This window comes from Kribbella sp. NPDC050820 (genome assembly GCF_040653975.1).
In the GTDB taxonomy this organism is placed as follows: domain Bacteria; phylum Actinomycetota; class Actinomycetes; order Propionibacteriales; family Kribbellaceae; genus Kribbella.
Map to the genome: position 1 here is coordinate 1 of NZ_JBFAHB010000042.1, position 24,868 is coordinate 24,868.

General features: G+C 68.4%; 18 protein-coding genes. 14 read left to right on the forward strand and 4 right to left on the reverse strand.

Annotated elements, in window-relative coordinates; genetic code table 11:
- Positions 1 to 110 precede the first annotated feature (110 nt).
- A complete protein-coding gene (locus AB0H36_RS29530) occupies positions 111 to 734 on the reverse strand; it encodes a 4'-phosphopantetheinyl transferase superfamily protein (RefSeq protein ID WP_360530566.1) in 624 nt (207 codons plus the stop codon).
- 90 nt (positions 735 to 824) lie between these two features.
- Between AB0H36_RS29530 and AB0H36_RS29535 the strand changes: the two genes are divergently transcribed.
- A complete protein-coding gene (locus AB0H36_RS29535; protein WP_360530569.1) occupies positions 825 to 1,994 on the forward strand; it encodes an MFS transporter in 1,170 nt (389 codons plus the stop codon).
- Here the strand turns inward: AB0H36_RS29535 and coaA are convergent.
- Positions 1,970 to 2,923 (reverse strand): type I pantothenate kinase, encoded by a 954-nt coding sequence (gene coaA / locus AB0H36_RS29540; RefSeq protein ID WP_360530572.1) that lies wholly within the window; start codon positions 2,921 to 2,923, stop codon positions 1,970 to 1,972. The two genes, AB0H36_RS29535 and coaA, sit on opposite strands and share 25 nt — an antisense overlap.
- A gap of 206 nt (positions 2,924 to 3,129) precedes the next feature.
- Here coaA and AB0H36_RS29545 point away from each other — a divergent pair, with 206 nt between their 5' ends.
- The 7 genes from AB0H36_RS29545 (at position 3,130) to AB0H36_RS29575 (ending at position 12,661) form a co-directional block, all read left to right on the forward strand.
- Entirely contained in the window at positions 3,130 to 4,080 is a 951-nt protein-coding gene (locus tag AB0H36_RS29545; protein WP_360530575.1) for an ABC transporter permease subunit, read from the forward strand.
- On the forward strand, positions 4,074 to 4,964 hold the full coding sequence (locus AB0H36_RS29550) for a carbohydrate ABC transporter permease (RefSeq protein WP_360530578.1): 891 nt from the start codon (positions 4,074 to 4,076) through the stop codon (positions 4,962 to 4,964). Before AB0H36_RS29545 ends, AB0H36_RS29550 begins: the two co-directional genes overlap by 7 nt.
- 34 nt (positions 4,965 to 4,998) lie before the next feature.
- Positions 4,999 to 6,633 carry an extracellular solute-binding protein gene (locus AB0H36_RS29555; protein ID WP_360530581.1) on the forward strand — a complete coding sequence of 545 codons (1,635 nt, stop codon included), beginning with the start codon at positions 4,999 to 5,001 and terminating at the stop codon, positions 6,631 to 6,633.
- Positions 6,633 to 7,238 carry a hypothetical protein gene (locus tag AB0H36_RS29560; protein WP_360530584.1) on the forward strand — a complete coding sequence of 202 codons (606 nt, stop codon included), beginning with the start codon at positions 6,633 to 6,635 and terminating at the stop codon, positions 7,236 to 7,238. Before AB0H36_RS29555 ends, AB0H36_RS29560 begins: the two co-directional genes overlap by 1 nt.
- Positions 7,235 to 9,223: a beta-galactosidase gene (locus tag AB0H36_RS29565; protein WP_360530587.1), complete on the forward strand. Its 1,989-nt coding sequence runs from the start codon at positions 7,235 to 7,237 to the stop codon at positions 9,221 to 9,223. Before AB0H36_RS29560 ends, AB0H36_RS29565 begins: the two co-directional genes overlap by 4 nt.
- A complete protein-coding gene (locus AB0H36_RS29570; protein WP_360530590.1) occupies positions 9,213 to 11,153 on the forward strand; it encodes an alpha-glucuronidase in 1,941 nt (646 codons plus the stop codon). Before AB0H36_RS29565 ends, AB0H36_RS29570 begins: the two co-directional genes overlap by 11 nt.
- An 80-nt stretch (positions 11,154 to 11,233) precedes the next feature.
- Complete coding sequence (locus tag AB0H36_RS29575) at positions 11,234 to 12,661, forward strand: ATP-binding protein (protein ID WP_360530592.1); 1,428 nt, start codon at positions 11,234 to 11,236, stop codon at positions 12,659 to 12,661.
- On the opposite strand, the gene AB0H36_RS29580 is transcribed toward AB0H36_RS29575, so the two are convergent.
- Entirely contained in the window at positions 12,658 to 14,946 is a 2,289-nt protein-coding gene (locus tag AB0H36_RS29580; protein WP_360530594.1) for a glycoside hydrolase family 3 N-terminal domain-containing protein, read from the reverse strand. The genes AB0H36_RS29575 and AB0H36_RS29580 overlap by 4 nt on opposite strands.
- Before the next feature lie 110 nt (positions 14,947 to 15,056).
- Here AB0H36_RS29580 and AB0H36_RS29585 point away from each other — a divergent pair, with 110 nt between their 5' ends.
- The 5 genes from AB0H36_RS29585 to AB0H36_RS29605 all read left to right on the forward strand — a co-directional run bounded on the left by AB0H36_RS29585 (position 15,057) and on the right by AB0H36_RS29605 (position 22,463).
- Positions 15,057 to 16,052: a LacI family DNA-binding transcriptional regulator gene (locus tag AB0H36_RS29585; protein WP_360530596.1), complete on the forward strand. Its 996-nt coding sequence runs from the start codon at positions 15,057 to 15,059 to the stop codon at positions 16,050 to 16,052.
- Between the two features lie 35 nt (positions 16,053 to 16,087).
- Complete coding sequence (locus AB0H36_RS29590; protein ID WP_360530599.1) at positions 16,088 to 16,438, forward strand: holo-ACP synthase; 351 nt, start codon at positions 16,088 to 16,090, stop codon at positions 16,436 to 16,438.
- The gene (locus AB0H36_RS29595) at positions 16,438 to 17,835 is read left to right on the forward strand and encodes an NAD(P)H-hydrate dehydratase (protein WP_360530602.1); all 1,398 of its coding nucleotides are present in this window, start codon (positions 16,438 to 16,440) and stop codon (positions 17,833 to 17,835) included. Before AB0H36_RS29590 ends, AB0H36_RS29595 begins: the two co-directional genes overlap by 1 nt.
- A 673-nt stretch (positions 17,836 to 18,508) precedes the next feature.
- Positions 18,509 to 19,180, forward strand: coding sequence for a GAP family protein (locus tag AB0H36_RS29600; protein WP_360530605.1), 672 nt, complete (start codon positions 18,509 to 18,511; stop codon positions 19,178 to 19,180).
- 349 nt (positions 19,181 to 19,529) lie between these two features.
- Positions 19,530 to 22,463: a PIG-L family deacetylase gene (locus AB0H36_RS29605; RefSeq protein WP_360530609.1), complete on the forward strand. Its 2,934-nt coding sequence runs from the start codon at positions 19,530 to 19,532 to the stop codon at positions 22,461 to 22,463.
- A 53-nt stretch (positions 22,464 to 22,516) separates the two neighbouring features.
- Here AB0H36_RS29605 and AB0H36_RS29610 read toward each other — a convergent pair whose 3' ends face one another.
- The gene (locus AB0H36_RS29610) at positions 22,517 to 23,299 is read right to left on the reverse strand and encodes an META domain-containing protein (protein WP_360530612.1); all 783 of its coding nucleotides are present in this window, start codon (positions 23,297 to 23,299) and stop codon (positions 22,517 to 22,519) included.
- Positions 23,300 to 23,603: 304 nt separating this feature from the next.
- Here AB0H36_RS29610 and AB0H36_RS29615 point away from each other — a divergent pair, with 304 nt between their 5' ends.
- Complete coding sequence (locus AB0H36_RS29615; protein WP_360530615.1) at positions 23,604 to 24,833, forward strand: hypothetical protein; 1,230 nt, start codon at positions 23,604 to 23,606, stop codon at positions 24,831 to 24,833.
- Positions 24,834 to 24,868 lie beyond the last annotated feature (35 nt).

Below are 24,868 nucleotides of genomic sequence, written 5' to 3' on the forward strand. Positions count from 1 at the left end.
CCCCGGCTCCGGGCGAGATCGGCAGGCAGCCAGCGGGAAGCCGGCCAACAACCGAAACAACAAACTCAAGTCTCTACGGTTTGAGGGGATTGCCGCCTCCGCCTCGTCGATCAGTTGCCTTGGGTAACCACTCGGAGGCTCGTCTGTGATGCGACCGTTCTGTGTGGGACGGCTTGGTGATGCGTGGTCACTGCCAGCTCGGCCGTTGTTGCGGGGGCGGCCAGGGCCAGGATGGTTTGTTTGTCGACGGGTGGGTGTAGGACTGCGAGGGTTGGGGCGGACGGGACCAGGCCGGCGCGGAGCGGCGGGTCGTTGGTGGGAGGGAGCGGCATGCGGCGGCGGAGGCCGGTGTTGTGTAGGCCTAACCCGAGCGCCTTGCCTACAGCTTCCTTCGCCGTCCACAGGTGCAGGAAGGCGGTCAGCTGGTCGGCTTGCCCCGTTAGCCACTGCAGTTCCAGGGGGTCGAACCAGCGGCGTGCTAGTCCTCCCACCTCGCGGGGGTGGAGGTCTTCGATGTCTATGCCGACGGGGGCAGCGAAGGAGGCGGCGGCTGCGGTGAGGGTGGGGGTGCGGCTGAGGCTTACGGAGAGGCCGTCGATGTGGGGCTGGCCGGTTGGTGTGTGGTGCAGGGACGGCGTGCCGCCTAGTAAGGAGGCGGCCAGGTCGAGCAGGAGCGTGTGGGCGGCCGACGGGTCGCCGGCCGGGGCCAACCACAAGTGTACCGAGTCACCCATCGGACGAAGGTAACCGCTCCGATACTGGTCCTCTGTGGCGGGTTGAAACTGGATCTGTAGGGGAGACCGGTCTGTTCTTAGGTTTGAGGCATGACCACCTGCGAAATCACCCTGGTTCCCGCGACACCGCGCCTGCTCACCGGGCAGTTCGGCCGGCTGCTGTTTACCGTGTTCGGCTCCTCGCTGAGCATGTACTTGCTCACCTCGGTGGTCCCGCTCTACCTGGCCGCCAGCGGCTCCGGGGGCATCGGCGCCGGGCTGTCCACCGGCGCGATGATGCTGTCCGCGGTGGGCGTCGAGCTGCTCGTGCCCCGGATGCTGGCCCGCTGGGGGTACCAGGTCGTCCTCGGGCTCGGGCTGGTCCTGCTGGGCGCGCCGTCCCTGGTCCTGCTGACCACCGCGTCACTGCCGCTGGTGCTCGCGGTCTGCGTCGTCCGCGGTGCCGGACTGGCGATCCTGGTCGTTGGCGCGGTCGCGTTGATCGCCGAGGTGACTCCGGCGCACCGCCGCGGTGAGGCGTTCGGTGTGTACGGCGTCGTCGTCGGACTGCCGGCCGCGATCGGTCTGCCGCTCGGCGTCTACCTGACCGGCGTGATCGGCTTCGACGCGCTGTTCGTCCTCGCCGCGGCGGCCTCGCTGGTCGGTCTGATCACCCTCGGCGGAATGCCCAAGCTGCCCAGCACGGAAGAGCAGCACGTCAAGGTGCTCGGCGGTCTGCGGGGGAGCGGCCTGTTGATGCCGACGTTCGTGTTCGCCGCAGTCACCGTCGCCGCCGGCATCAGCGTCACCTTCCTGCCGCTGGCCGTTGCCGAGGAGAACCAGTCCCTGGTGGCCGCCGCCCTGCTGATGCAGGCCATCACAGCCCCCGGCGCCCGCTGGCTGGCCGGCCGGTACGGCGACCGCGTCGGCCCGGCGAAGTTGCTGCCGGTGGCGTTGGTCCTGGCTGCGCTCGGCGCCGGCGCCCTGGTCCTGATCGGGAGCGCGACCGCGATCGTCGTCGGCTCCACCCTGTTCGGCATCGGCTTCGGCGCAGCGCAGAACCTGACGCTGTCACTGATGTACAACCGGGTCCCGAAGTCCCGCTACGGCCAGGTCAGCGCGCTGTGGAACCTGGCGTACGACGGCGGCTGGGGCATCGGCGCCATCGTCTTCGGCGCGATCGTCGCCGGCACCGGCTACTCGGTCGCCTTCGCACTGACTGCCGCGGTCGTCGCCGTGGCGATCGTGCCGGCGGTTCAGAGTTTGCGCAACCGGACGTAACGCACGGTGTGGTCAGCGCCCTTGCGGAGGACCAGGGTGGCGCGGGAGCGGGTGGGGAGGATGTTCTCCCGCAGGTTCGGGCCGTTGATGCCGTCCCACAGCGACTCGGCCTTCTTGATCGCCTCGTCCCGGCTGAGCTCGCCGTACCGGACGAAGTACGACTCCGGGTTGCGGAAGGCCGTCTCCCACAGCTTGAGGAAGCGGTGCACGTACCAGGACCGGATGTCGTCGGCGGCGGCGTCGACGTACACGGAGAAGTCGAAGAAGTCGCTGACCGCCAGGCCACTCTTGCCGTCCGCGTGCCGCGGCGCGGGCTGCAGGACGTTCAGGCCCTCGAGCAGCAGGATGTCCGGCTGCTCGACGGTGGTCCGGACGCCGGGCATCCGGTCGTAGTGCAAGTGTGAGTAGACCGGCGCCTCGACGGTGTCCATCCCGGACTTCACCTCGACCACGAAGCGCAGCAGCGCCTTGCGGTCGTAGGACTCCGGGAAGCCTTTGCGCATCATCAGGCTCCGGCGCTCGAGCTCGGCGTTCGGCCAGAGGAACCCGTCGGTGGTGACGAGGGCGACCCGCGGGTGCTCGGGCCAGCGGGCCAGCAGCTCGCGCAGCAACCGGGCGGTGGTCGACTTGCCGACGGCAACCGACCCGCCGATGCCGATCACGAACGGCGTCCGGGTCGCGGCCGGCTTGCCGAGGAAGCTCTCGGTGTCGGCGTGCAGGGCGCGGGCGTGCCGGACGTAGAGCGAGAGGATCCGCGACAGCGGCAGGTAGACCTCGCGTACCTCGTCCATGTCGATCTCGTCGCCGAGACCGCGCAGCCGCTCGATCTCCTCGGCCGTCAGCGGGGACACGGTCGTCTCGGCCAGTTGCGCCCAGGCCGCCCGGTCCAGCTCGGTGTAGGGAGTCACCTCCCGCGTCGGCTGCAGCATGAGCCCATTCTTCCCACCCCGACGTACGACGACCCACCCCGGGCGGGCGTGGCTTACGTCTCAACCATTTGAACGGACCGACTCCGGAAAACGCTTGCTCAACCTAGTGACGGCGTGTGGGGGCGTGCGTACGGTGTGTCCACGTTCAAGTATCGAAGTTCCCATCGAAAGTTTCGAGAACTCTGTGTGAGCGACCAAGAGACTCGGTGAGGAGGGCTGCGGGCGTGCACAACCGCCGTGTTGAGGTACAGCGCCGCCGGGGTGTCTGGGCGGACGTGAAGCGGGACTGGCGGCTGTACGCGCTGCTGGCGCTGCCGATCGCGTACATCGTGATCTTCAAGTACCTGCCGATGGCCGGGAACATCATCGCGTTCCGCCGGTTCATGCCCGGCGGATCGATGTTCGGCGAGCAGTGGGTGGGGCTGCGCTACATCCGGATGTTCATCGAGGACCCGACCTTCTGGCAGGTGTTCCGCAACACGGTGGTGCTGGGCGGCCTGAGCCTGCTGGTCGTCTTCCCGATCCCGATCGTACTGGCGCTGCTGCTGAACGAGCTCCGCGGGCAGCGGTTCAAGAAGTTCGTCCAGACCGTGTCCTACCTGCCGCACTTCATCTCGGTGGTGATCGTGGCCGGGATGATCCTGCAGCTGGTCTCGCTGCACGGCACGGTCAACCAGGTGCTGAAGGCAACCACCGGCAGCACGGTGAACTTCATCCAGGACGCGGACTGGTTCCGGGCCATCTACGTGTCCTCCGACGTCTGGCAGACGGCCGGCTGGGGCACCATCCTCTACCTGGCCGCGCTCACCCAGATCGACGACACCTTGTACGAGGTGGCCCGGATCGACGGCGCCAACCGGTGGAAGCAGACCTGGCACATCACCCTGCCCGGGATCGCGCCGGCCGTGGTGACGCTGCTGATCCTGAACATCGGCTCGTTCCTGTCGGTCGGGTTCGAGAAGATCCTGCTGCTCTACAACCCGCTGACCTACGAGACCGCCGACGTCATCTCGACGTACCTCTACCGGGTCGGTCTGGTGTCGAACAACTTCTCCTACGCGACCGCGATCGGCCTGTTCGAGGCCGTGGTCGGCCTGACGCTCGTCTTCGGTGCGAACGCGATCTCGCGCCGCGTACTGGGAGCGGGACTGTGGTGAACCAGACGGCCGGCATCAAGGACAGCACCGGGTACCGGGCCTTCCAGGTCTTCAACGTCGCGATCCTGCTGCTGGTCGTGGTGCTGACGCTGTACCCGTTCCTGAACATCGTCGCGCAGTCGTTCAGCAGTGAGTCGGCGATAAGCGCCGGCAAGGTCAACCTGTTCCCGGTCGGCTTCGACACCTCGACGTACCAGGTCGTGATGAACGACGCGATGTTCTGGCGCAACTACGCCAACACCGTGCTCTACACCGTGGTCGCGACCGCGATCTCACTGGTGCTCACGACCTGTATGGCGTACGTGCTGTCGAAGAGGCACCTGCGCGGCCGGACTTTCATCATCGGGTTCGTCGTGTTCACGATGTTCTTCAACGGCGGGCTGATCCCGAACTACGTGCTGGTCTCCCAGCTCGGGATGAAGAACACGCTGTGGGCGGTGGTGCTACCGAACGCGATCAGCGTGTTCAACCTGCTGGTGATGAAGGCCTTCTTCGAGAACATGCCGCCGGAGCTCGAGGAGGCGGCGATGATCGACGGCCTGACCACGTTCGGCATCCTGCTGCGGATCGTGCTGCCGCTGAGCAAGGCGATCCTGGCCACGATAATGCTGTTCTACGCGGTGGCGAACTGGAACGCCTGGTTCGGCGCCTTCCTCTACCTCGACGACAAGTCGCTGTTCCCGGTCACGATCTACCTGCGGAACCTGGTCGCCGGCGCCACCTCCGGCACCTCGGCCGGCGCGACCGGCGACGACCTCACCCAGATCGCGGCCAGCATCAAGGCGGTGACCATGGTGCTCACCGTCCTGCCCATCCTCTGCGTCTACCCGTTCGTCCAGCGGTACTTCGTCACCGGCGTGATGCTCGGCTCCGTCAAGGGCTGAGTACGCCGGATCGCCCTTCTGAAAGGAAGTCCACATGATCAGCGTGAAGAGGGCGGGCATCGCCTTTGCCCTGGCCGCCGCCTTGGGTCTGTCCGCGTGCAGTTCCGGCGGCGGTGACGAGAAGGCCGACACCAGCAAGAACCGAACCGGTGCCATGGACAACTACGCCGTCGGCACCCAGTTCAAGGCGACCGAGCCGGTGACGTTCTCGGTGCTCTACAACGACCCGCCGACGTACCCGTACAAGAAGGACTGGCTGCTCTGGAAGGCGATGGCCGAGCAGAACAACGTCACGCTGCAGCCGACCGTCGTACCGCTGAGCGACTACGAGCAGAAGCGGTCGCTGCTGGTGTCGGCCGGGGACGCGCCGCTGATCATCCCGAAGACCTACCCGGGTCAGGAGTCGGCGTACGTGTCGTCCGGCGCGATCCTGCCGGTCAGCGACTACCTCGACCTGATGCCGAACTTCCAGGACAAGATGAAGAAGTGGAAGCTCGAGCCGGAGATCGACACGCTGCGCCAGCAGGACGGCAAGTTCTACCTGCTGCCCGGCCTGCATGAGGAGCTCTGGCCGGACTACACCCTGAACATCCGGGCCGACATCTTCAAGCAGCAGGGCATCCCGGTGCCGAAGACCTGGGACGACCTGGCGGCTGCGTTGGCCAAGCTGAAGCAGGCCTACCCGGACAAGACGCCGTTCTCGGACCGCTACCAGGGCAAGAACCTGCTCAACCAGCTGGCCGTGGCCTACGGCACGGCGGCCGGCTGGGGGTACGGCGACGGCGCGGTCTGGAACCAGTCCGAAGGCCAGTTCAAGGCCGCGGCCGGGATGCCGCAGTACAAGGACATGGTTGCTTACCTCAACAAGCTGGTGACCGGCAAGCTGCTGGATCCGGAGACGTTCACCCAGCAGGACGACCAGGCGATCCAGAAGTTCGTCACCGGCCAGTCGTTCGTGATCAGCGGGAACTCGCAGGAGATCACGACGTACCGCAAGACGATGGACAGCACACTGGGCAAGGGCAAGTACGAGGTCGCCCGGATCCTCGTCCCGGGCGGTCCGGCCGGTCAGGTGATGGGCGGGTCCCGGCTGGAGAACGGGATCATGATCAGCGCGAAGGCGAAGGAGCAGCCGAACTTCGTCGCGATGATGCAGTTCGTCGACTGGCTCTGGTACTCCGACGCCGGCCAGATGTTCGCCAAGTGGGGTGTCGAGGGCACGACGTACCAGCAGCAGGACGGCAAGCCGGCGCTGCTGCCGGCCATCGACTACAACGGCCTGAACCCGGGCGCCGGGAAGAAGGACCTGCGCAAGGACTTCGGCTTCTCCGGCGGCGTCTTCGCGTACGGCGGAACGACCGAGCTGCTGCAGTCGATGATGGTCCCGGCGGAGCTGAAGTGGCAGGAGGAGATGGCCGCGACGCACAAGCCGGTGGCCGTCGAGCCGCCGTTCCCGTTGAGTGACGCCGATCGGGAGCAGGCGACGCTGCTGAACACGCCGCTGACCGACTACGTCAACCAGCAGACGCTGAAGTTCGTGCTCGGGCAGCGGCCGATGGACCAGTGGGACGCGTTCGTCCAGGAGCTCAACGGCAAGGGTGCGGAGAAGTACCTGAAGATGGTCAACGACGCGCACACGAAGTACGAGACGGAACACGGCGGCAAGTGATGTCGACGCTGTCCACGGGATTCGTCGACGGCAGGCTGTACCGGGGCTGCTCCTTCGTCCACCACCTGATGGTGGTCGAGGGCTGCCTGGTGATCTCGCTGCTGCCGACGTTCGCCACGGTCCTGCTGCTGGCGCCGGATCCGCGCAATGCGCCGCTGTTCGCCGTTGCGCTGATCCCGGCCGGTCCGGCAATGGTTGCCGGCCTGTACGCCGTACGCCGGAAGGACGGATCGCCGGGGCGCGACTTCGTCCGGGGATACCGGTCGAGTTGGCGCGAGGTGCTCAAGGTGTGGGTGCCGGCGGTCGTGCTGATCGCGACCACGCCGGCGGTCGTGGCGGCTCTGGTGGCCGTGTGGCTGGCCAACGCGGTGGTGATCACGTCCCGGTTCTCGTTCCGCGGGCGTGACACCGCGCGACTGGCGGCGTACTACCTCGGTGCGCGCTGGCGGTGCACGCTGAACGTCCTGCTCCTGGGCGCGGCGTTCACGGGCCTGGTCGCGCTCACCTCTGATTGGGTTGCGGTGTTGCTGTTGTCTCCGGCGCTTTACCTGCTGGCCCGAGTGACGCGACCGCTGGTCGCCGACGTGGAGAAGAGGTTCGTGTGACGATCTGGTACGGCGGCGACTACAACCCCGAGCAGTGGCCGGCTGACGTCTGGGCCGAGGACTCCCGGCTGTTCGACCTGGCCGGGATCAACACCGCGACGATCGGGGTGTTCTCGTGGGGCCTGCTGCAGCCGTCCGAGGACGTGTACGACTTCGGCGTCCTCGACCGGATCACCGAGTCGCTGGACGGCCGCAACGTCATCATGGCCACCGCCACCGGCGCACTACCGGCCTGGCTGGCGCGCAAGCACCCAGAGGTCACGCGGGTCGACTTCGAGGGCCGCAAGCATGTGTACGGCGCTCGCCACAACCACTGCCCGTCGTCGCCGGTCTTCCAGCGGTTCTCGGTCGAGCTCGCCGGCCGCATCGCCGAGCGGTACGCCGGTCTGCCTAACCTGGTCGCCTGGCACGTCGGCAACGAGTACGGCGGTTCCTGCTACTGCGACAACTGCACAGCCGCCTTCCGGGTCTGGCTGCAGAACCGCTACGGCACGCTGGAGGCGTTGAACCACGCCTGGTGCACGACGTTTTGGAGCCACACGTTCTACGACTGGGACGAGATCGTCGCGCCCTCGGCGTTGAGCGAGCACTGGCGTGGACCGAACCACACCGCGTTCCAGGGGATCACCCTCGACTACCTGCGCTTCATGTCGGACGCCCTGCTGGAGAACTTCAAAGCGGAGAAGGCCGCCATACGCCAACACAGTGATGCGCCGGTCACCACCAACCTCATGGGCTTCTACCGGCCGCTCGACTACTTCCGCTGGGCCGAGCACCTGGACGTCATCTCCTGGGACAACTACCCGCCGGACGACCGGTCGGCGCCGCGGATGGCGCTGACGCACGACCTGATGCGCGGGCTGAAGGGCAAGCCGTTCTGGCTGATGGAACAGACGCCGTCGACGACCGCTTGCCGGGACGTGAACCCGGTCAAGCGTCCGGGTGTCATGCGGCTGTGGAGCTACCAGGCGTTGGCGCACGGCTCCGACACCGTGCTGTTCTTCCAGCTGCGGGCGTCCCGTGGTGCGTCGGAGAAGTACCACGGCGCTGTCATCAACCACGCCTCCCGCTCCGACACTCGCGTGTTCAAAGAGATCGCTGAGTTGGGCGCCGAGCTCCCGTTGCTCGAGGGCCTCGTCGGCGCCGAGACGCGCAGCAAGGTCGCGCTGATGATCGACTGGAACAGCTGGTGGGCGGTCGAGATCTCCGACGGTCCGTCCCGGCACGTGTCCTACGTCCAGACCGCGATCGCCTGGTACACGGCCCTGCAACGCCTCGACGTGGATGTCGACGTGATCCCGGTCGACGGCAACATTTCGGCGTACGACGTGGTCCTGGCCCCGCTGCTGCACATGGTGCCGGACGAGTTGGGCCGGCAGTTGAAGGGCTTCGTCGCGGGCGGTGGAAAGTTCGTGACCGGTGTGCTGTCCGGGCGGGTCGACGTCGACGACAACGCGTTCCTGACCGATGTCCCGGGACCGCTCGCGCGAGTGCTCGGCATCCGCGTGGACGAGACCGACGCGCAGCCTCCGACCGTGGTGAACCCCGTGCAGTTGGACGGGTTGACGTCGGAGGCGTCACTCGTCTTCGACCTGGTCATTCCCGAGCACGCCGAGGTGATCGGCACCTACTCCGCCGACTTCTACGCGGGTACGGCGGCCGTCACGCGACACCGCTTCGGCGCGGGGCACTCGTGGTACATCGGGACCATGCTGGACGCAGCCGGCCTCGACGCCGTACTGGGGTCGGTGATCGAGGAGGCCGGGGTGACCGGGTCGTATGCGAGGATCGACGGCGTCGAAGCGACGCGGCGCTACAAGGACGGTCAGCGGTATCTCTTCCTGCTGAACCACGGGGACCGGGAGGTGCGAGTGGCGGCCGACAAGTCAGGAACCGACCTACTCACCGGATCGCAGATCGAGGCCGGCGACAAGCTGGTGCTCCCGGCAACCGGTGTGGTGGTGTTGCGCTCGGATGACGTTTGACCCGTGCTGGCTTGGTGGCCAGCGGTTGCCGGAGGTCACCATCCACGCCTCCGGGGCGCTGGCGCAGACGATCCGGGGCGAGCTCCGGCAGACCCGCCGAGTCCCACATGACGTAGAGGTTGCCCTGTGCACCCTTGGACGGCTCGAGGAGACGCCGCTCGCTCCGTGGGTCGAGCAGGCGTTGCCGGCCGACGGGCTCGGGCCCGAAGGCTTCGTGGTGACGCGACGAGGCAACCAACTGGTCGTCGCCGCCGAGGGCGGCCGCGGCCTGCTCTACGGGTACTTCTACCTGCTGCGGTACTTCGAGTGGATGACCGGCGACTTCACCGTGGTCGAGCGGCCGGCGGTCCCGGTCCGGATGGTGGCGCACTGGGACAACCTCGACGGTTCCGTCGAGCGCGGGTACTCCGGTGGATCGATATTCTTCCGCGACGGCCGGGTGGTGCAGGACCTGACCAGAGTCCGCGCGTACGCGCGCTTGCTGGCGTCGGTCGGGATCAACGCGGTGGTGGTCAACAACGGCAACGTGCATGCCGCCGAGACCCGGTTGATGAGCGACCACCTGCCTGATCTTTCCCGGCTCGCCGCGGTGTTCCGCGAGTACGGGATCGCGACCCACCTGTCGGTGAACTTCGCGGCGCCGCTCGTTCTCGGTGAGCTGGAGACGGCAGATCCGCTGGACGAACGCGTGATCCGCTGGTGGTCGGCGGCCGTCAGCCGGGTGTACGACGCGGTGCCGGACCTCGGCGGATTCGTGGTCAAGGCGGACTCCGAGAACCGGCCCGGTCCGTACAGCTACGGGCGGCATCATGCGGATGGCGCGAACCTGCTGGCTCGGGCGCTGGCGCCGTACAAGGGGACTGTGTACTGGCGCTGCTTCGTCTACGACTGCCATCAGGACTGGCGGGACCGGAGTACGGATCGGGCTCGGGCGGCGTACGACCACTTCGTCCCGCTGGACGGGTTGTTCGACGACAACGTCGTACTGCAGATCAAGCATGGGCCGCTGGACTTCCAGCCGCGCGAACCCGTGTCGCCGTTGCTGGGGGAGTTGCAGGAGACCCCGTCAGCGGTCGAGTTGCAGGTGACGCAGGAGTACACCGGTCAGCAGAAGGACCTCTGCTACCTGGGGCCGTGGTGGCGGGAGATCCTGCAGTTCGACACCACCGGCTCCGGCGCGCCGACGACGGCCGAGCGCGCCGCCGCGGTCGTGGGCGTCGCCAACGTCGGTGACGATCCGAACTGGACCGGCCACAAGCTTGCCCAGAGCAACCTCTATGCGTACGGGCGGCTGGCCTGGGACCCGGCCGCGGATCCGGTCAGCCTGCTGCACGAATGGGCCGCGGCGACGTTCGCGATGGACGACCGGACCCGGGCCGAGCTGGTCGAGATCATGGCGGACTCGTGGCGGACGTACGAGCGCTACACCGCGCCGATGGGGGTCGGCTTCATGGTCACGCCGGGCACGCACTACGGGCCGAACGTCAACGGGTACGAGTACTCCGAGTGGGGGACGTACCACTTCGCCGACCGGTACGGCATCGGCGTCGACCGGACCGTCGCGACCGGATCAGGCTTCACGGCGCAGTACCCGGAGCCCCTCGCCGGCGGCTACGAGAACGTCCACACCTGCCCGGACGAGCTGCTGCTGTTCTTCCACCACGTGCCCTACGACCACGTCCTGCAGAACGGCCGCACCGTCCTGCAGCACATCTACGACACCCACTTCCAGGGGTACGACGAAGTCGAAGCGATGATCGCCCGCTGGAAGGCCATCGCCGACCGCTTCGACCCCGCCACCCGCGAGAACATCACAGCCCGCTTCGACCTGCAGCTCCGCAACGCCCGCGAGTGGCGCGACCAGGTCAACACCCACTTCCACCGCCTCAGCGGCACCCCAGACGCAGCCGGCCGCACGATCTACCGATAGTCGCGACGTATCATGCCGCATCAAACTATGATTGAATAAAACTATGATTGATTCATAGTTTGTTCTCGGAGGTGTGGCTGATGAGGTTCAAGGGGCGGGCGGCTGATCTGAAGCTGCTCGACCGGCAGCTCGGCACGGTAACTGCCGGCGGCACTGACAGCCGTGGGCGCGCCGTGATCATGACTGGGCGTCGCCGGGTGGGAAAGTCTCGGCTGGCCCAGGAGTTCTGCGACCGGTCCGGTCTGCCCTACGTGATGTTCCAGGCAACCCGCGGCCGTCGGCCGGCCGCCGAACGGACGGAGTTCATCGCGGCTTTGTCCGGGCTGCCCGGGGCCGATCTCGTCGCCGGTCTCCAGTCCGGCGACTGGAATCAGGCGCTGCGTTCGCTGGCGATCGCACTGCCGGATGACACCCCGAGCATCGCGGTGATCGATGAGGTCCCTTGGCTGGTGGAGCAGGACGCGGAGTTCGAAGGGGCGTTGCAGACGGTCTGGGACCGCTACCTTTCGGCCAAGCCCGTCCTGCTGGTCCTGGTCGGCAGCGATCTGTCGGTGATGGAGGCGCTGCAGGCCTACGGCCGGCCGTTCTTCGGGCGGGCGGCGAAGATGACTGTGCGACCGCTGCACCTGGCGGATGTGCAGGCGATGACGGGTCTGGATGCCGCCGACGCGGTCGACGCACTCCTGATGACCGGAGGCTTTCCGGAGATCGTCCAGTCCTGGCAGAAGGGAATGAGCCGGAAGGCCTTCTTGCGGGAAGCCGCGAGCAATCCGCTCGCGCCGCTGCTGGTGGCGGGTGAACTGTCGTTGCTGGGGGAGTTTCCGGAGACGTCACAGTCGCGTGCGGTCCTGGAGGCAGTAGGTACCGGCGAGCGGACGTTCTCAGCGGTCGCGGCCCAGGCCGGCGGCGGTCGCGGGATGCTGCCGGGAACGCTCTCCCCACTCCTGTCGACTCTGCAGACGAAGCAGGTCCTGGTCGCCGATCTGCCGCTGTCGACCAAGGCCGACAGCAAGAACAAGCGGTACCGCATCGCGGATCCCTACCTGAGGTTCTGGCTGGCCTTCCTGCAACGGGGAATCCCGCTCATCGAGCGCGGCCGTGGTGACCTGGCACTGGAGCGAATCGAACGCGCCTGGACGAGTTGGCGCGGCCGGGCGGTCGAGCCGCTCGTCCGCGAGTCCCTGGTCCGGCTGCTGCCTGACGATGGCTGGGCTGCCACCGAGGCGGTGGGCGGGTGGTGGAACCGGCAGAACAATCCCGAGATCGACCTGGTCGGGGCCGATCGCGAACCGGTCGCGCGCGCGGTGCATTTCGTGGGCTCGATCAAGTGGCTGGATTCCAAACCGTTCGGCGGACGCGAGTATCAGGCACTGGCGCGGGACATGGCGACGGTGCCGGGCGCCGGGGCGGATACGCCGCTGGTTGCCGTGTCGCGATGTGGTGTGGATGAAGGCATACCTCTCGCCGCACACTGGGGTCCGGACGACCTGGTCCGTGCTTGGCGCTAGCTGATTTCGCGCGAAGCGCAGCGGAGGGTTCGGGTGTGGTCTACGGTGCGCTCGGGGCCGGTCAGGGTGACGGTGTGGGTGGACTGGATGTCGGTGCTGGATTTTGCCAGGCGGAGGTTGATCTCGCCGGGCTCGACGATGCGTGTGCCGGTGCGGTCGGCGAACGACGTGAGGTCGGCGTGCACGGTGAACTCGACGGTCCGGGACTCGCCGGCGGCGAGGTCGATGCGGTGGTAGCCGATCAGCCGGGTGACCGGGCGGGTCACCTTGGCGACGGGGTCGCCGAGGTAGAGCTGGACGATCTCGGTGCCGTCGGTGGCGCCGGTGTTCTGGACGGTGACCTTGAGCGTCACGGTCCCGTCGGTTGGGGTGGTCTCGCGATCGGCGGTCGAGTCGGTCCACTCGAAGGTCGTGTACGACGTTCCGTGGCCGAACGGGAAGAGTGGTGTCGGGTCGACCGACGAGACCTTGCTGCGGCCGCCGAGCGGTTGATGGAGGTAGGTCCCGGGCTGCGCGCCCTCGCTCCGCGGCAGGCTGACCGGGAGCCGGCCGGACGGGTTGACGGCTCCGGTCAGAACCCGGGCCAGCGCCGGACCGCCTTCCTGGCCGGGGAAGAACGCTTGCACGATGGCCGCCGTACGGTGTGCGAATCGGCCGAGGGCGTACGGGCGTCCGGACAGCAGTACGACGACGACCGGCGTACCGGTGTCAAGGACCGCGTCGAGCAGGTCGGCCTGGCGTCCGGGGAGGGCCAGGGTCTCGACGTCACAGCCCTCGCCCGAGGTACCGCGGCCGAACAAGCCGGCCCGGTCGCCGAGCGCGACGATCGCGACGTCCGCCTCGGAAGCAGCGGTGATCGCCTCTTCGAAGCCGTCGTCGGAGTCGTCGTCGACCCCGCATCCCTCGGCCGTCTTCAGATCGATGCCTTGCGCAACGAGCGCCTCAGCGAGGGTGCGAATCTGGACGCCGTCGTCGGTGCCTGGGTAGCGGGGCGCGATGTGGATCGGGAAGGTGTAGCAGCCGAGCATCGCGTGCGCGTCCATCCCACGGGGCCCGACCAGCGCGATCTTCTTGCCTGGGGCAACCGGCAGTACGCCGTCGTTCGCGAGCAGCACGATCGACTCGTCGGCCAACCGCGCTGCGATCTCCCGGTTGGCCGCGGTGTCCAGCTCGACCGGTCCGGTCGGCTCGAGGTCCAGGTCGGGGTCGAGCAGACCGAGATCGCACTTCTGCCGCAGTACCCTGCGCACGGCCTGGTCGACGTACTTGACGTCGAGCCGGCCCTCCTCGACCTCTGCAATCAGCGCGTCGGCGTAGGTGTGCACGGTCGGCAGTTCCACGTCGATGCCGGCCTTCAGCGCGAGCGCGGCCGCTTCGCCGTCGGTGCCCGCGACCTGGTGCAGCGTGCGCAGGAACGCGATCGCGAAGTAGTCCGCGACGACCGTCCCGTCGAAGCCCCAGGTGTCGCGTAGCAGCGTGGTCAGCAGTTCCGGGTCGGCGGCAACCGGCACGCCGTCGATCTCGGCGTACGAGTTCATCACCGTACGGACGCCACCCTCGACCATGGCCAGCTCGAACGGCGGCAGGATCACGTCGGCCAGCTCGTGCCGGCCCATCGACACGGGCGCGAGGTTGCGACCGGCCCGGGAGGCGGAATAGCCGGCGAAGTGCTTCAGCGTGGCGTGAACGCCACCGTCCTGCAGGCCGCGGACGTACGCCGTACCGATCGTGCCGACCAGGTAGGGGTCCTCGCCGATCGTTTCCTCGGTGCGGCCCCAGCGGTAGTCGCGGGTGACGTCGAGGACGGGTGCGAGGCCGAGGTGCGTCCCGGCCGACTTCATGTCCGTGCCGATGTGGCGGGCCATGGTCTCGACGATTTCCGGGTCGAACGTGGCTCCCCACGCGAGCGGGGTCGGGTAGATGGTGGCGCCGTACGCCGCGAAGCCCGTCAGACACTCGTCGTGGGCGATCGCCGGGATGCCGAACCGGTTGGCGGCCATGATCTGCCGCTGCGCCGCGGCCAGCGACCGGGCGCCGGTGGTCGGGTCGACCGGCCGGGTGCCGAACGGGCGGGTGAGCTGGCCGAGCCCGTCCCGGATCACCTCGTCCCAGACCGGCGGGTCGGCGCTCATGTCGTGCTGGTACGGCGCGACGTCCTCGCCACTGTCCCGGGCGCCGACCCACAGGCCGGCCAGCTGGGAGACCTTCTCCCGCAGGGTCAGCTCGGCCAGCAAAGCCTCGACCCGGTCGTCCGGACGTGCGGTCGTGTCGCGCCAGGCGGACATCCAACTCCTCGAAAGTTTCGGGCAAATTCTCGATACCTCCGACGAGGTTAGCTTGTATTCTGCTGCTTGCACAGCCTCGAACCGGGTGGAGGAACGTCGTGGGTCAGCGGATGACCATCTCGAAAATTGCGGAGCAGGCGGGGGTCTCGGTGCCCACCGTGTCCAAGGTGCTGAACGGCCGCTCCGACGTCGCCGAGGAGACCCGGGCGAAGGTCGAGAGCATCATCCAGGAGCACGGCTACCGCCGCCGGACCACCAGTACGGCGAGCAGCCCGATGATCGACCTGGTGTTCCACGAGATCGGCGGCGCGTGGGCGGTCGAGCTGATCCGCGGCGTCGAGGAAGTGGTCCGCGCCGAGGGCGTCGAACTCGTGTTGTCGGAGTGCGGCGGCGCCCGGCGGCCGCGGCAGGAGTGGATCGAGTCCGTCCTGCTCCGCCGCCCGCTCGGCGTGATCATGGTCTTCTCCGACCTGGACGCCGACCAGCGGGCGCAGCTCGAGGCGCGGCGGATCCCGTTCGTGGTCGTCGACCCGGTCGGCGACGAGGGCGACGACGTACCGTCCATCGGCTCGGCCAACTGGAACGGCGGCCGGATGGCGACCCTGCACCTGCGCAAGCTCGGGCACACCCGGATCGGGATGATCGGCGGCCCGGTGGAGACACTGTGCTCGCGGATGCGGGTCGACGGGTACACCGACGCGCTCCGGTCGACCGGGGTGGACGTCGACCCGGCGCTGATCCGGGCGGCGGAGTTCGAGGTGGACAGCGGGCACCGCGAGGCGCTGGCGCTGCTGAAGCTGCCGGAGCGGCCGACCGCGGTCTTCGCGGGCAGCGACCTGCAGGCGCTCGGGGTGTACCAGGCGGCGCGGGAGCTCGGGCTGGAGATCCCGCGCGACCTGTCAGTCGTCGGGTACGACGACCTCCCGGTCGCGCAATGGGTCTCGCCGACGCTGACCACCGTCCACCAGCCGCTGCGCCAGATGGCCGAGCTGGCCACCCGGATGGTCCTCGACCTCGCCCGCGGCGTCACCCCGGCTGCCCTCCGTATGGATCTCGCCGTGGACATGCGCGTCCGCCAGAGCACCGCGGCGCCGCCCGGCGCCTAACTCGTCGTTCCAAGCCGGCGGCTAGGGTGATGGACATGATCGTCGGCGTGGGTATCGATGTGGTCGACGTTGAGCGGTTCATGAAGACCCTCGAGCGCACACCGGGTCTTCGGGATCGCGTCTTCACCGCTTCCGAGGCAGCCAGACCACCGGCGTCGCTCGCCGCCCGGTTCGCCGCCAAGGAAGCGCTGGCCAAAGCGCTCGGCGCGCCGGCGGGCATGCACTGGCACGACGCCGAGGTACAGACCGACGAGACCGGACGCCCCTGGCTGGAGATCAAGGGCACCGTCGCCGACCAGGCCGGCCGGCTCGGCGTCCAGAGCCTGCACCTGTCCCTGAGCCACGACGCCGGCATCGCTTCCGCCGTCGTCATCCTGGAGGGCTGATGCGCCGCGCGCACACCGTCGAGCAGGTCCGGGCAGCCGAGGCCGACCTGATGGCGCGCCTCCCCGAGGGCACCCTGATGCAACGCGCCGCGACCGGTCTCGCGGTTGCCATCAGCAACTTCCTCGGTCACACGTACGGCGCTCGCGTCGTACTGCTGATCGGGTCCGGCGACAACGGTGGTGATGCCCTGTACGCCGGGGTCCGGCTGGCTCGACGCGGTGCGCGCGTGGTCGCCGTACTGCTGTCGGACAAAGCGCACGCCGCCGGGCTGGAGGCGCTGCTGGCCGTCGGTGGACGGGTCGGCTCGACCGACGACATCGGAGACGCCGACGTGGTGGTGGACGGCATCGTCGGGATCGGCGGACACCCCGGCCTCCGCCCGAACGCGCTCGCCGCCGTCGAACTGGCCGCTCAGAAGGGCATCCCGATCCTCGCCGTCGACACCCCGTCCGGCGTCGACGTCGACACCGGCGAGACCCCGGAACCCCACGTCCGTGCAGCCCTCACCGTCACCTTCGGCACCCACAAGATCTGCCACTTCATCGACCCCGCCGCCACCGCCTGCGGCCCGGTCCACCTCGTCGACATCGGCCTCGACCTCCCGCCCGCTCCCGTCGAGTCGCTCCAGGCCGCCGACGTACGAGCGTTGTACCCCGTCCCGCACGGCGAGTCCGACAAGTACTCCCGCGGCGTACTCGGGTTGATGGCGGGCTCAGCGCAGTACCCGGGAGCGGCCGTCATCGCCACCGCCGGTGCTCTCGGCGGCCCGCTCGGCATGGTCCGGTACGTCGGCCCGGACGCAGTCGCGGCGGAAGTCCGGGCAGCTCATCCGGAGATCGTGGCCGGTGAGGGACGCGTGCAGGCGTGGGCAGTCGGCTCCGGACTGGGCGACGAGCTGGACGTCAGCCGCGTCCGCGACCTCCTCGACGCCGACGAGCCGATCGTCCTCGACGCCGACGGACTCCGGGCACTCGAGGACTCGGGCGACCACACCGGCGTACTCGGGACTCCGCATGCTGGCGAGCTCGCCCGCCTGCTGGGCGTCGACCGCGCCACCGTCGAAGCCGAACGCCTCAAACACGCCCGCCTGGCCGCCGAACGCTACGACGCGACCATCCTCCTCAAGGGCTCCACCACCGTCATCGCCGCCCCCGACGGCCACGTCCGCGTCAACACCAACGCCACCCCCTGGCTGGCCACCGCCGGCGCCGGCGACGTCCTGGCCGGCCTCTGCGGAGCCCTCCTCGCCGCCGGCCTCACCACCCTCGACGCCGCCAGCCTAGGCGCCCACCTCCACGCGGCCGCCGCCAACCTTGCCTCCTCCTCAGCCCCCATCACAGCCCTAGCAGTAGCCGCCACCCTCCCCGCAGCCACCCGCCAACTCCTGCACGGTTAGTCCCCCACGCAGCCGCTACGCGCTCCTGCGTCGCGCGCTCGCCGGCTGCTGCCTCCCACCTCGATTTGCGCGGCTACCGCCGCGCGATCGACGGCAAGGTGGTCGGGGCGAGCCGTCCGTCAGTCGACGCTGTCGCTGGACTGTGGTCGTTGTCTCGCACACGAACAGCCGGGATCGAGGCGTCACAGCTCGTGCCGCGTCAAGGAACGTTCGGGTCGTCACCGCTCTCCCGCGGAACGTGCTGGGGTTCGGTACCGCTCGACAGGACGTATACGCCCACTGCCGGCCGGTCCTCGCCTGAACCGGCCACCGAGCGGGCTGGAGGACCGGACACCTCCTGTCGAACTGCACCACCCGCCCGCCCTGTCCACCCACCACAGCACAGGCGCCGCGCCTGCCATCCAGCACCAGCCGTCCAGCACTCGCCACACGGCGCGGGCACTTCAGGGGAGAACCCCTGAAGTTGCCCCTTCTCACGCGCAATGCGGGGAGAGAAGGGACAACTTGAAGGGATAACCAGTCATGTGACCGCGGGGGAGGGGTGCCGCGGATCGGGTTACACCCCGAACGTTTCTCGACGCACCGCTAGCCTGGCTTCACCCGTGGCGGTGATGTGGACCCCACAAGTCAGCCCGTGGCCTTCTTCTCGACGTTCGACTGAAAGGGCTCAGCGATGGGTGAGGTGGTTGGGGAGATCTTGCCGTTGGGGTTGGGGGTGGCGATCAGTCCGATTCCGGTGATTGCGGCGATTCTGATGTTGTTGTCGCCGCGGGCGAAGGTGACCGGTGTCGCGTTTCTCGTCGGCTGGGTGGCGGGCATCCTGGTCGCCGTCACCGTGTTCACGCTGCTGTCGTCGCTGCTGCCTGAGGGCGATCCCGATGCGTCGAGGCCGGTCCAGGGCGTTATCAAGCTCGCCCTGGGCGTGCTGCTCATCGCGCTGGCCGTGAAGCAGTGGCGGGCTCGGCCAGACGCCGGCGATGAACCGGAGTTGCCGAAGTGGATGTCGGCCGTCGACACGTTCACGCCGGTGAAGGGCCTTGGGTTCGGGTTTCTGCTCTCGGCCCTCAACCCGAAGAACCTCATCCTCGCGGCAGGCGCCGGAGTCGCCATCGGCGCTGGGTATCTCAGCACCGCCGAGACCATCCTCGCTATCGCGATCTTCACCGTCATCGCCGCAGCTACGGTCGCGATCCCGGTCGTTGCCTACCTCACTGCCGCCAACCGGGTGGCCGGTCCCCTCGAGTCTCTCCACACCTGGCTCGTCCGGGAGAGCTCCACGGTGATGGCAGTCCTGCTCCTGGTGATCGGCGTGGTCATGCTCGGCAAAGGCATCGAGAGCTTCTGACCGCGGACGTCACGCTTCGAAAACCGTCGGGCGGGAGCGGCGACTGACACCGGTCCACGGGATCGCGTGGGAATCCAATGCATGGGGTTGGCGGTGACGCGGGTTCGGGTGCGAGGCGACGACAGCAGTCCGGCGGCAGCGTTGACTGATCGCAGTCCGCGGGACCACCTCGTAGTCGAACGTGCGGCGGTAGCCGCGCAGATGAGGGTGGGACGGAGCAGTCGGCGAGCACGCGACGTAGGAGCGGGCGTTGCGGGTGCGTGGGGGACACTTCGGGTGCGGTTGCGGGGGCGGCTTGGGGCGGATAGGACTGGAGGGTTGGTGTCTCCGCCGCCCTGGGAGATTGCACATGAAGCGTTTCGCCGTACTGCTGGTTCTTGCTCTTGTGGCCGCGTTGCCGGTGCCTGCTGAGGCGGTGAGCACGGGGTACGTGGCTGATGCCGCGACGAAGATTCATGTGATGGGGGAGTGGGCCCATCCGGATGACGACACGAGCATCATCGGGCCTTGTGGGGTGTGGCACCAGCGGTACGGCGTGAAGTGTGGCGTGATCATGGTGACGCGGGGCGAGGGTGGGGGGAACGCGGTCGGGACCGAGCTCGGGCCGGATCTCGGGCTGCGGCGGGAGAACGAGGACCGGGTGGCGCACTACCGGTCCGGGACTGTGGACATCTTCAACCTGGACCGGATCGACTTCTTCTACAACCAGAGTGCGCCGCTGACGCAGTACTTCTGGGACGAGGAGGAGACGCTGCGCCGGGTCACCCGGGTGATCCGGGAGACGCAGCCGGAGATCTACATCGGGTTCACGCCGACGCTCGCGGCGGGGCATGGGAACCACCAGCAGGCGGGGCGGCTGATCTGGGAGGGCGTGCTCGCGGCCGCCGACCCGACCAGGTTCCCCGAGCAGCTCGAGGGGCCGAACGCTCTCAGCACCTGGCAGGTCAAGAAGGTCTTCTCCGGCGGCAGTACGGCGGGAACCGGCGGTACGACGTCCGCCGCCAACTGCACCACCGGCTTCACCCCGAACGGGCTCGACACCGTCGCAGGCGTGTGGACGGGCTACGAGTCGCCGTACAAGTGGCCGGCCGGGAACCTGCAAGGTCAGCCGGCCGGCTCGGCCAAGATCTGGCAGCAGGTCGCGGACGAGGGGCGCGCGGCGTACCCGACGCAGAGCCGGGTGATGTTCAAGGGTACCTCGGCCCCGGCCTGCCCGCGGTTCGCGATGACCCAGTCGTTCGTGCCGTTCCAGCCGAACAACAGTCCGTCGGCCGGCTTGGACGAAGCGATCCTCTTCGGCGCGACCAAGCCCGACCCCGGCGGGCTGCCGCTCGGCACGCTGCAGTACCTGACCTTCAGCCGCTTCTACAACGTCGCCGGCGAACCGTTCCAGGCCACTGTGCACCTCGAGGCGCCGAAGGAAAAGCTTGCCCCAGGCAACATCAACCTGACCGTCCCGCCGGGCTGGACCACGGACGGCCCCAAGCCGGTCCCGGCGCGCGCACAAGCCGACGTCACGTTCACAGTCACCCCGGCAGCGAACGCCCCGGTCGACCAGAACGCGAAGATCGCCGCGACCTACACCACCGCGAAGGCGACCGGCTACACCGACAATGTCGTACGCATCGTGGCCGCCGCCGAGGGCCGGTTCCACCGTTGGGGCAACTGGCAGGAGTACGACGAGTGGCTGGCGACGACCGCCCCACAGGCCAACCGCCTCGGCCGCTCGTCGGCGATCCAGTCGATGGCGATCGGCAGCACGATCGACGTACCGGTCGTCGTCCACAACTGGTCGGCCCAGCCGCAGAGCGGTGCCGTGTCGCTGGACCTGCCCGCGAACTTCACAGTGGACGCGCCGTCCAAGCCGTACACCGTCCAACCCGGCGCCGACACCACCGTCACGTTCAAGCTCACCAACACCGACTCGGCACTGCCCGCGACTCAGAACGTCTCGATCCCGATCCGGACCGCGACCGGCAGCGAGACGCTGACGCTGACTCTGGTGCCGACGACAACCATTCCGCAGGCGCAGCCGGTCGTCGACGGGAAGGCCGAGCCGGGCGAGTACCCAGGTCCGACCCTCGATCTCGGCCGGATCTGGCAGGGCGCGACCAACTGCACCGGCGTGGACGACTGCGGCGTTTCGTCAACAGGCGAAGGCAATACGGCCAAGTTGAGCTGGTCGGACGACGCGCTGTACGTCTTCATCCACGTCCGCGACGACTACCAGTCGTACGCCGTAACGCCGGCCGAATGCGTCGGTCACTGGCAGGCCGACTCGGTCGAGATCCTGCTCGACCCGCGCGGAACCGCGTCCGAGGCGCTGATGGACACCGCCAACACGTTCAAGCTCGGCATCTTCCCGTTCAGCCAGAGCGGCGGGCCGTGCTGGTCGCGGGACGCGGACAACCACCAGGGCTACTCCAGCGGTGACCTCGACACCGGGAACGCGCCCGGCGTCCAGGTCGCCTCGACGGCGCAGTGGGTGGGCAGCAACGAGACCACGGTCCCGCACGCGTACGCCGGCGGCGGCTACGACCTCGAGGTGAAGATCCCGCTGGCCACGCTGCCCGCCGCGGTCGACCCGTCCAGGTTGGGGCTAAACATCACGCCGTACGACAACGACGACACGTCAGCGGCCGGTACGACGACGCTGCGGCACATCGACATGAGCACGCGACTCGGCTGGTCCGCACTCGGGTCCGTGCAGTCCGACCCGTACCGCTGGGGTCTCGCAACCCTGCCCGGCTACACCCCGCCCGCCGACCGGCCGACCACCCCGGCCCCGCCGAACGTCTCGAACCCGAACCTCAACGGCGCGCTCTCCCCGCAGACGATCGCCCAGTCCGCGCGCAACGGCGTGCCGATCTCCGGCCGGGTCCCGGCGACCGACCTCGAGATCCTGTACGCCGACCTCGGCAAAGCCGGCGTGGACGTCTACACACGGTCCACGGGCTCCGGCACGGCCCGGGCGTTCCTGACCACCGGCGCGATCGACGCCATCCCAGTCTGGACGACCAGCTGCTCGCCGGCCGCGGACCCGCCACCCGACTACGGTCTGACGCCCTGCGCAGTCACCGACGGCGGCACGCCGCCGTGGTCGCCTGACATGAGCGGGCACGTGGTGAAGCAGACGAGCAAGGACATCACCCGCGGCACGAGCCGCTGGTCCATCCCGCTCACCCCGGCCGAACACGCCAAGCTGGCCAAGGACGGCCGCCTGCTGATCTCCTACGAGACCCCGCAGAACACGGTCCAGGCCTTCGACCTCCGTCTCCGCTGAGCTTTGCGGAAGGAAGTAGTCGCCAGGTGGCCACTTTCTTCCGCAAACCCGGCTCAGCGAGCGCCGGTGAAGTCGAGGCCGTTGGGGCCGGTGCGGAGTTTGAGGCGATTGGCGTCGATCTCGTAGGTGACGTCGCCCTCGAGGCCGGTCAGCAGGGACTGCTCGAGCTTGCCCGCGTCGCCGGGGCAGGCGCGGCGGGTGGTGGCGATCTCGCCGAACGTCAGCTTGCCGGTCGCCTGGGCGACCTTGCCCTGGAGTTCGTTGCAGCCGGTGGAGCCGGTGACGCGTTCGCCGTTGATGGTGATCCACGCCTTCTCGGAGCCGACCTGGTGGGAGGCGGTGTCGTTGCTGACCACGGTCTCCAGCGACCACTTGGTGCCGTCGAGGGCGAGGTCCGGCTCGGCGGTCTCGCGGTCGGTCAGCGAGATCGTCGTACCGCCGGACGTCAGCGTCAGCCGCTCGCCCTCGAGCTTCCAGGCCGGGTCGGACGTCAGGATCGTCGACAGCCAGCCGTCCTGGCGGTGCCGGGGCTCGTCGCAGCCCATTGTGGTCGTGACGAGCTCCTTGTCGAGCGACAGCTTGCCGTCGCCGGTGTCGACCGCCGACTGCATGGAGTTACATCCGGCCTCGGCGATCAACCGGCCGTCGTCCGTGAAGTTGAGCCGGATCCGCGAGTTCGGGACCAGCTGTCTCGGCTTCCCGTCCTCGGTCACGGCGGTGGACAGGTACGTCCTGCCCTCAAGTGACCCGCCGGTGACGCCACCCGCGCCGGACTCGTTTCCGCAGCCGGTCAGACCGAGCAGCAGGCCGGCTCCGGCGACCGCGATCATCCGCATCTTCACACCCTTGAGGACGCGATCGAACAAGCGAGCGTTGCATGTGCACTCTGCGTAAAATCGGGACCCCGGGGTTGGCGTTTCACATCACGGTTGGATAACGTCGGGCGCCGTACGCGCGAGAGCGAAACGTGAAGGACAGGGCCGGCGCCCCCTCGGCGCCCGGTCTGCCCGGATCGGTACGGCGTTTCGGGGACGTCGGCCGAACCTGGCCTCACTGGGGAAACCAACCGAAAAGCTGAGGGCCGCGCTGGAGTGCTGGGGCAGTCAGTGGGGCCCATCGAGCAGACGAGGAATGTTTCGCATGCCCCCCACCCGAACTGCCCGAAGCCGCATCGTCGTCCCGGCGGTGTTCCTTGCCATGGGCGCGCTTGTCGCAGCGCCCATCGCCGTTCAGGCGGCCAAGGACTCCCCTGTCGCCGCGACCACGACGAGCGCCGCGACGGACAGCACGGCTTCGACCCTCCCAAGCCTCGGACGCGTCGAGACCTGCGTCCTGGACTCCAACTCCGGTTGCACCGTGGTGCACGGCTTCCCCACGAAGCCGGTCGCCATCACCGCGACCGCGGCCGGGCCGTCGATCCTGTCGATCGACCCGACCCAGACGAACGACAAGACGTACCGTCTCCGGGCGCTGAGCCGCAACGGCGACCGGTACCAGGCCGGCACCCGGCTGCGGTACACCGCGCACTACGACTTCGTCGAGGCGCCGCCGCAGCCGACCACCCCGACGCCGACCGCGACCGCGAGCCCGACGTCGACGCCGACCACGACGCCGACGGCGAGCCCGACCACCACCTCCACCCCGTCCACGACCCCGACCACGACGTCGACCCCGACGGCCACGGCGACTCCCACCACGACGTCGACCCCGACGTCGACGAGCAGCCCGTCGAAGAGTTGCACCAGCCCGGTGTGGACCACCACGTCGAGCAACAACCAGGGTGAGGGCCGGACGTTCGGCGCGTACTACGTCCACAACAACATGTGGAACAACGACAACGGCACCTACACGCTCGGCGCCTGCAGCTGGGACAACTGGTGGGTCGACGTGACCCAGCCGCTGCCCGGTGACAAGGGCGTCCAGGCGTACCCGAACGTGCACAAGGACTACGACGACGTCCCGCTGTCGAAGATCAAGTCGGCCAAGTTCGCCGCCACCACGCCGGCCAACTGCGCGAGCTGCATCTACAACGTCGCGTTCGACGCGTGGATCGGCGACGGCCTGAACAACGAGCTGATGATCTGGACCGACAACAAGGGCCAGGTCCCGGCCGGCCGCAAGGTGGGCACGGTGACCTTCGGCGGCTTCACCTACGACGTCTGGCACCAGGACGGCTACACGGCGTACGTGTCCCAGGTGACGCAGAAGTCCGGCACGATGCCGCTCGCCGACTTCTTCAACGACATGGTCAAGCGCGGCTGGGCCCCGAAGGCCACGACCTGGCAGGTCGACTACGGCGTCGAGGTGGTGTCCACCGGCAACACCAAGCAGCGCTTCAGCTTCACCGACTTCTCCATCCAGGAGAACTGACCCCTCACGCTCTCCCGCGAACCCTTGGCGGCCGC

Excerpts from the sequence above, each read along its gene's own strand:
- AB0H36_RS29530 (WP_360530566.1), bottom strand. The coding sequence starts at position 734 with ATGGGTGACTCGGTACACTTGTGGTTGGCCCCGGCCGGCGACCCGTCG.
- AB0H36_RS29535 (WP_360530569.1), top strand. The coding sequence starts at position 825 with ATGACCACCTGCGAAATCACCCTGGTTCCCGCGACACCGCGCCTGCTC.
- coaA (WP_360530572.1), bottom strand. The coding sequence starts at position 2,923 with ATGCTGCAGCCGACGCGGGAGGTGACTCCCTACACCGAGCTGGACCGG.
- AB0H36_RS29555 (WP_360530581.1), top strand. The coding sequence starts at position 4,999 with ATGATCAGCGTGAAGAGGGCGGGCATCGCCTTTGCCCTGGCCGCCGCC.
- AB0H36_RS29560 (WP_360530584.1), top strand. The coding sequence starts at position 6,633 with ATGTCGACGCTGTCCACGGGATTCGTCGACGGCAGGCTGTACCGGGGC.
- AB0H36_RS29570 (WP_360530590.1), top strand. The coding sequence starts at position 9,213 with ATGACGTTTGACCCGTGCTGGCTTGGTGGCCAGCGGTTGCCGGAGGTC.
- AB0H36_RS29575 (WP_360530592.1), top strand. The coding sequence starts at position 11,234 with ATGAGGTTCAAGGGGCGGGCGGCTGATCTGAAGCTGCTCGACCGGCAG.
- AB0H36_RS29580 (WP_360530594.1), bottom strand. The coding sequence starts at position 14,946 with ATGTCCGCCTGGCGCGACACGACCGCACGTCCGGACGACCGGGTCGAG.
- AB0H36_RS29585 (WP_360530596.1), top strand. The coding sequence starts at position 15,057 with ATGACCATCTCGAAAATTGCGGAGCAGGCGGGGGTCTCGGTGCCCACC.
- AB0H36_RS29590 (WP_360530599.1), top strand. The coding sequence starts at position 16,088 with ATGATCGTCGGCGTGGGTATCGATGTGGTCGACGTTGAGCGGTTCATG.
- AB0H36_RS29595 (WP_360530602.1), top strand. The coding sequence starts at position 16,438 with ATGCGCCGCGCGCACACCGTCGAGCAGGTCCGGGCAGCCGAGGCCGAC.
- AB0H36_RS29600 (WP_360530605.1), top strand. The coding sequence starts at position 18,509 with ATGGGTGAGGTGGTTGGGGAGATCTTGCCGTTGGGGTTGGGGGTGGCG.
- AB0H36_RS29605 (WP_360530609.1), top strand. The coding sequence starts at position 19,530 with ATGAAGCGTTTCGCCGTACTGCTGGTTCTTGCTCTTGTGGCCGCGTTG.
- AB0H36_RS29610 (WP_360530612.1), bottom strand. The coding sequence starts at position 23,299 with ATGCGGATGATCGCGGTCGCCGGAGCCGGCCTGCTGCTCGGTCTGACC.
- AB0H36_RS29615 (WP_360530615.1), top strand. The coding sequence starts at position 23,604 with ATGCCCCCCACCCGAACTGCCCGAAGCCGCATCGTCGTCCCGGCGGTG.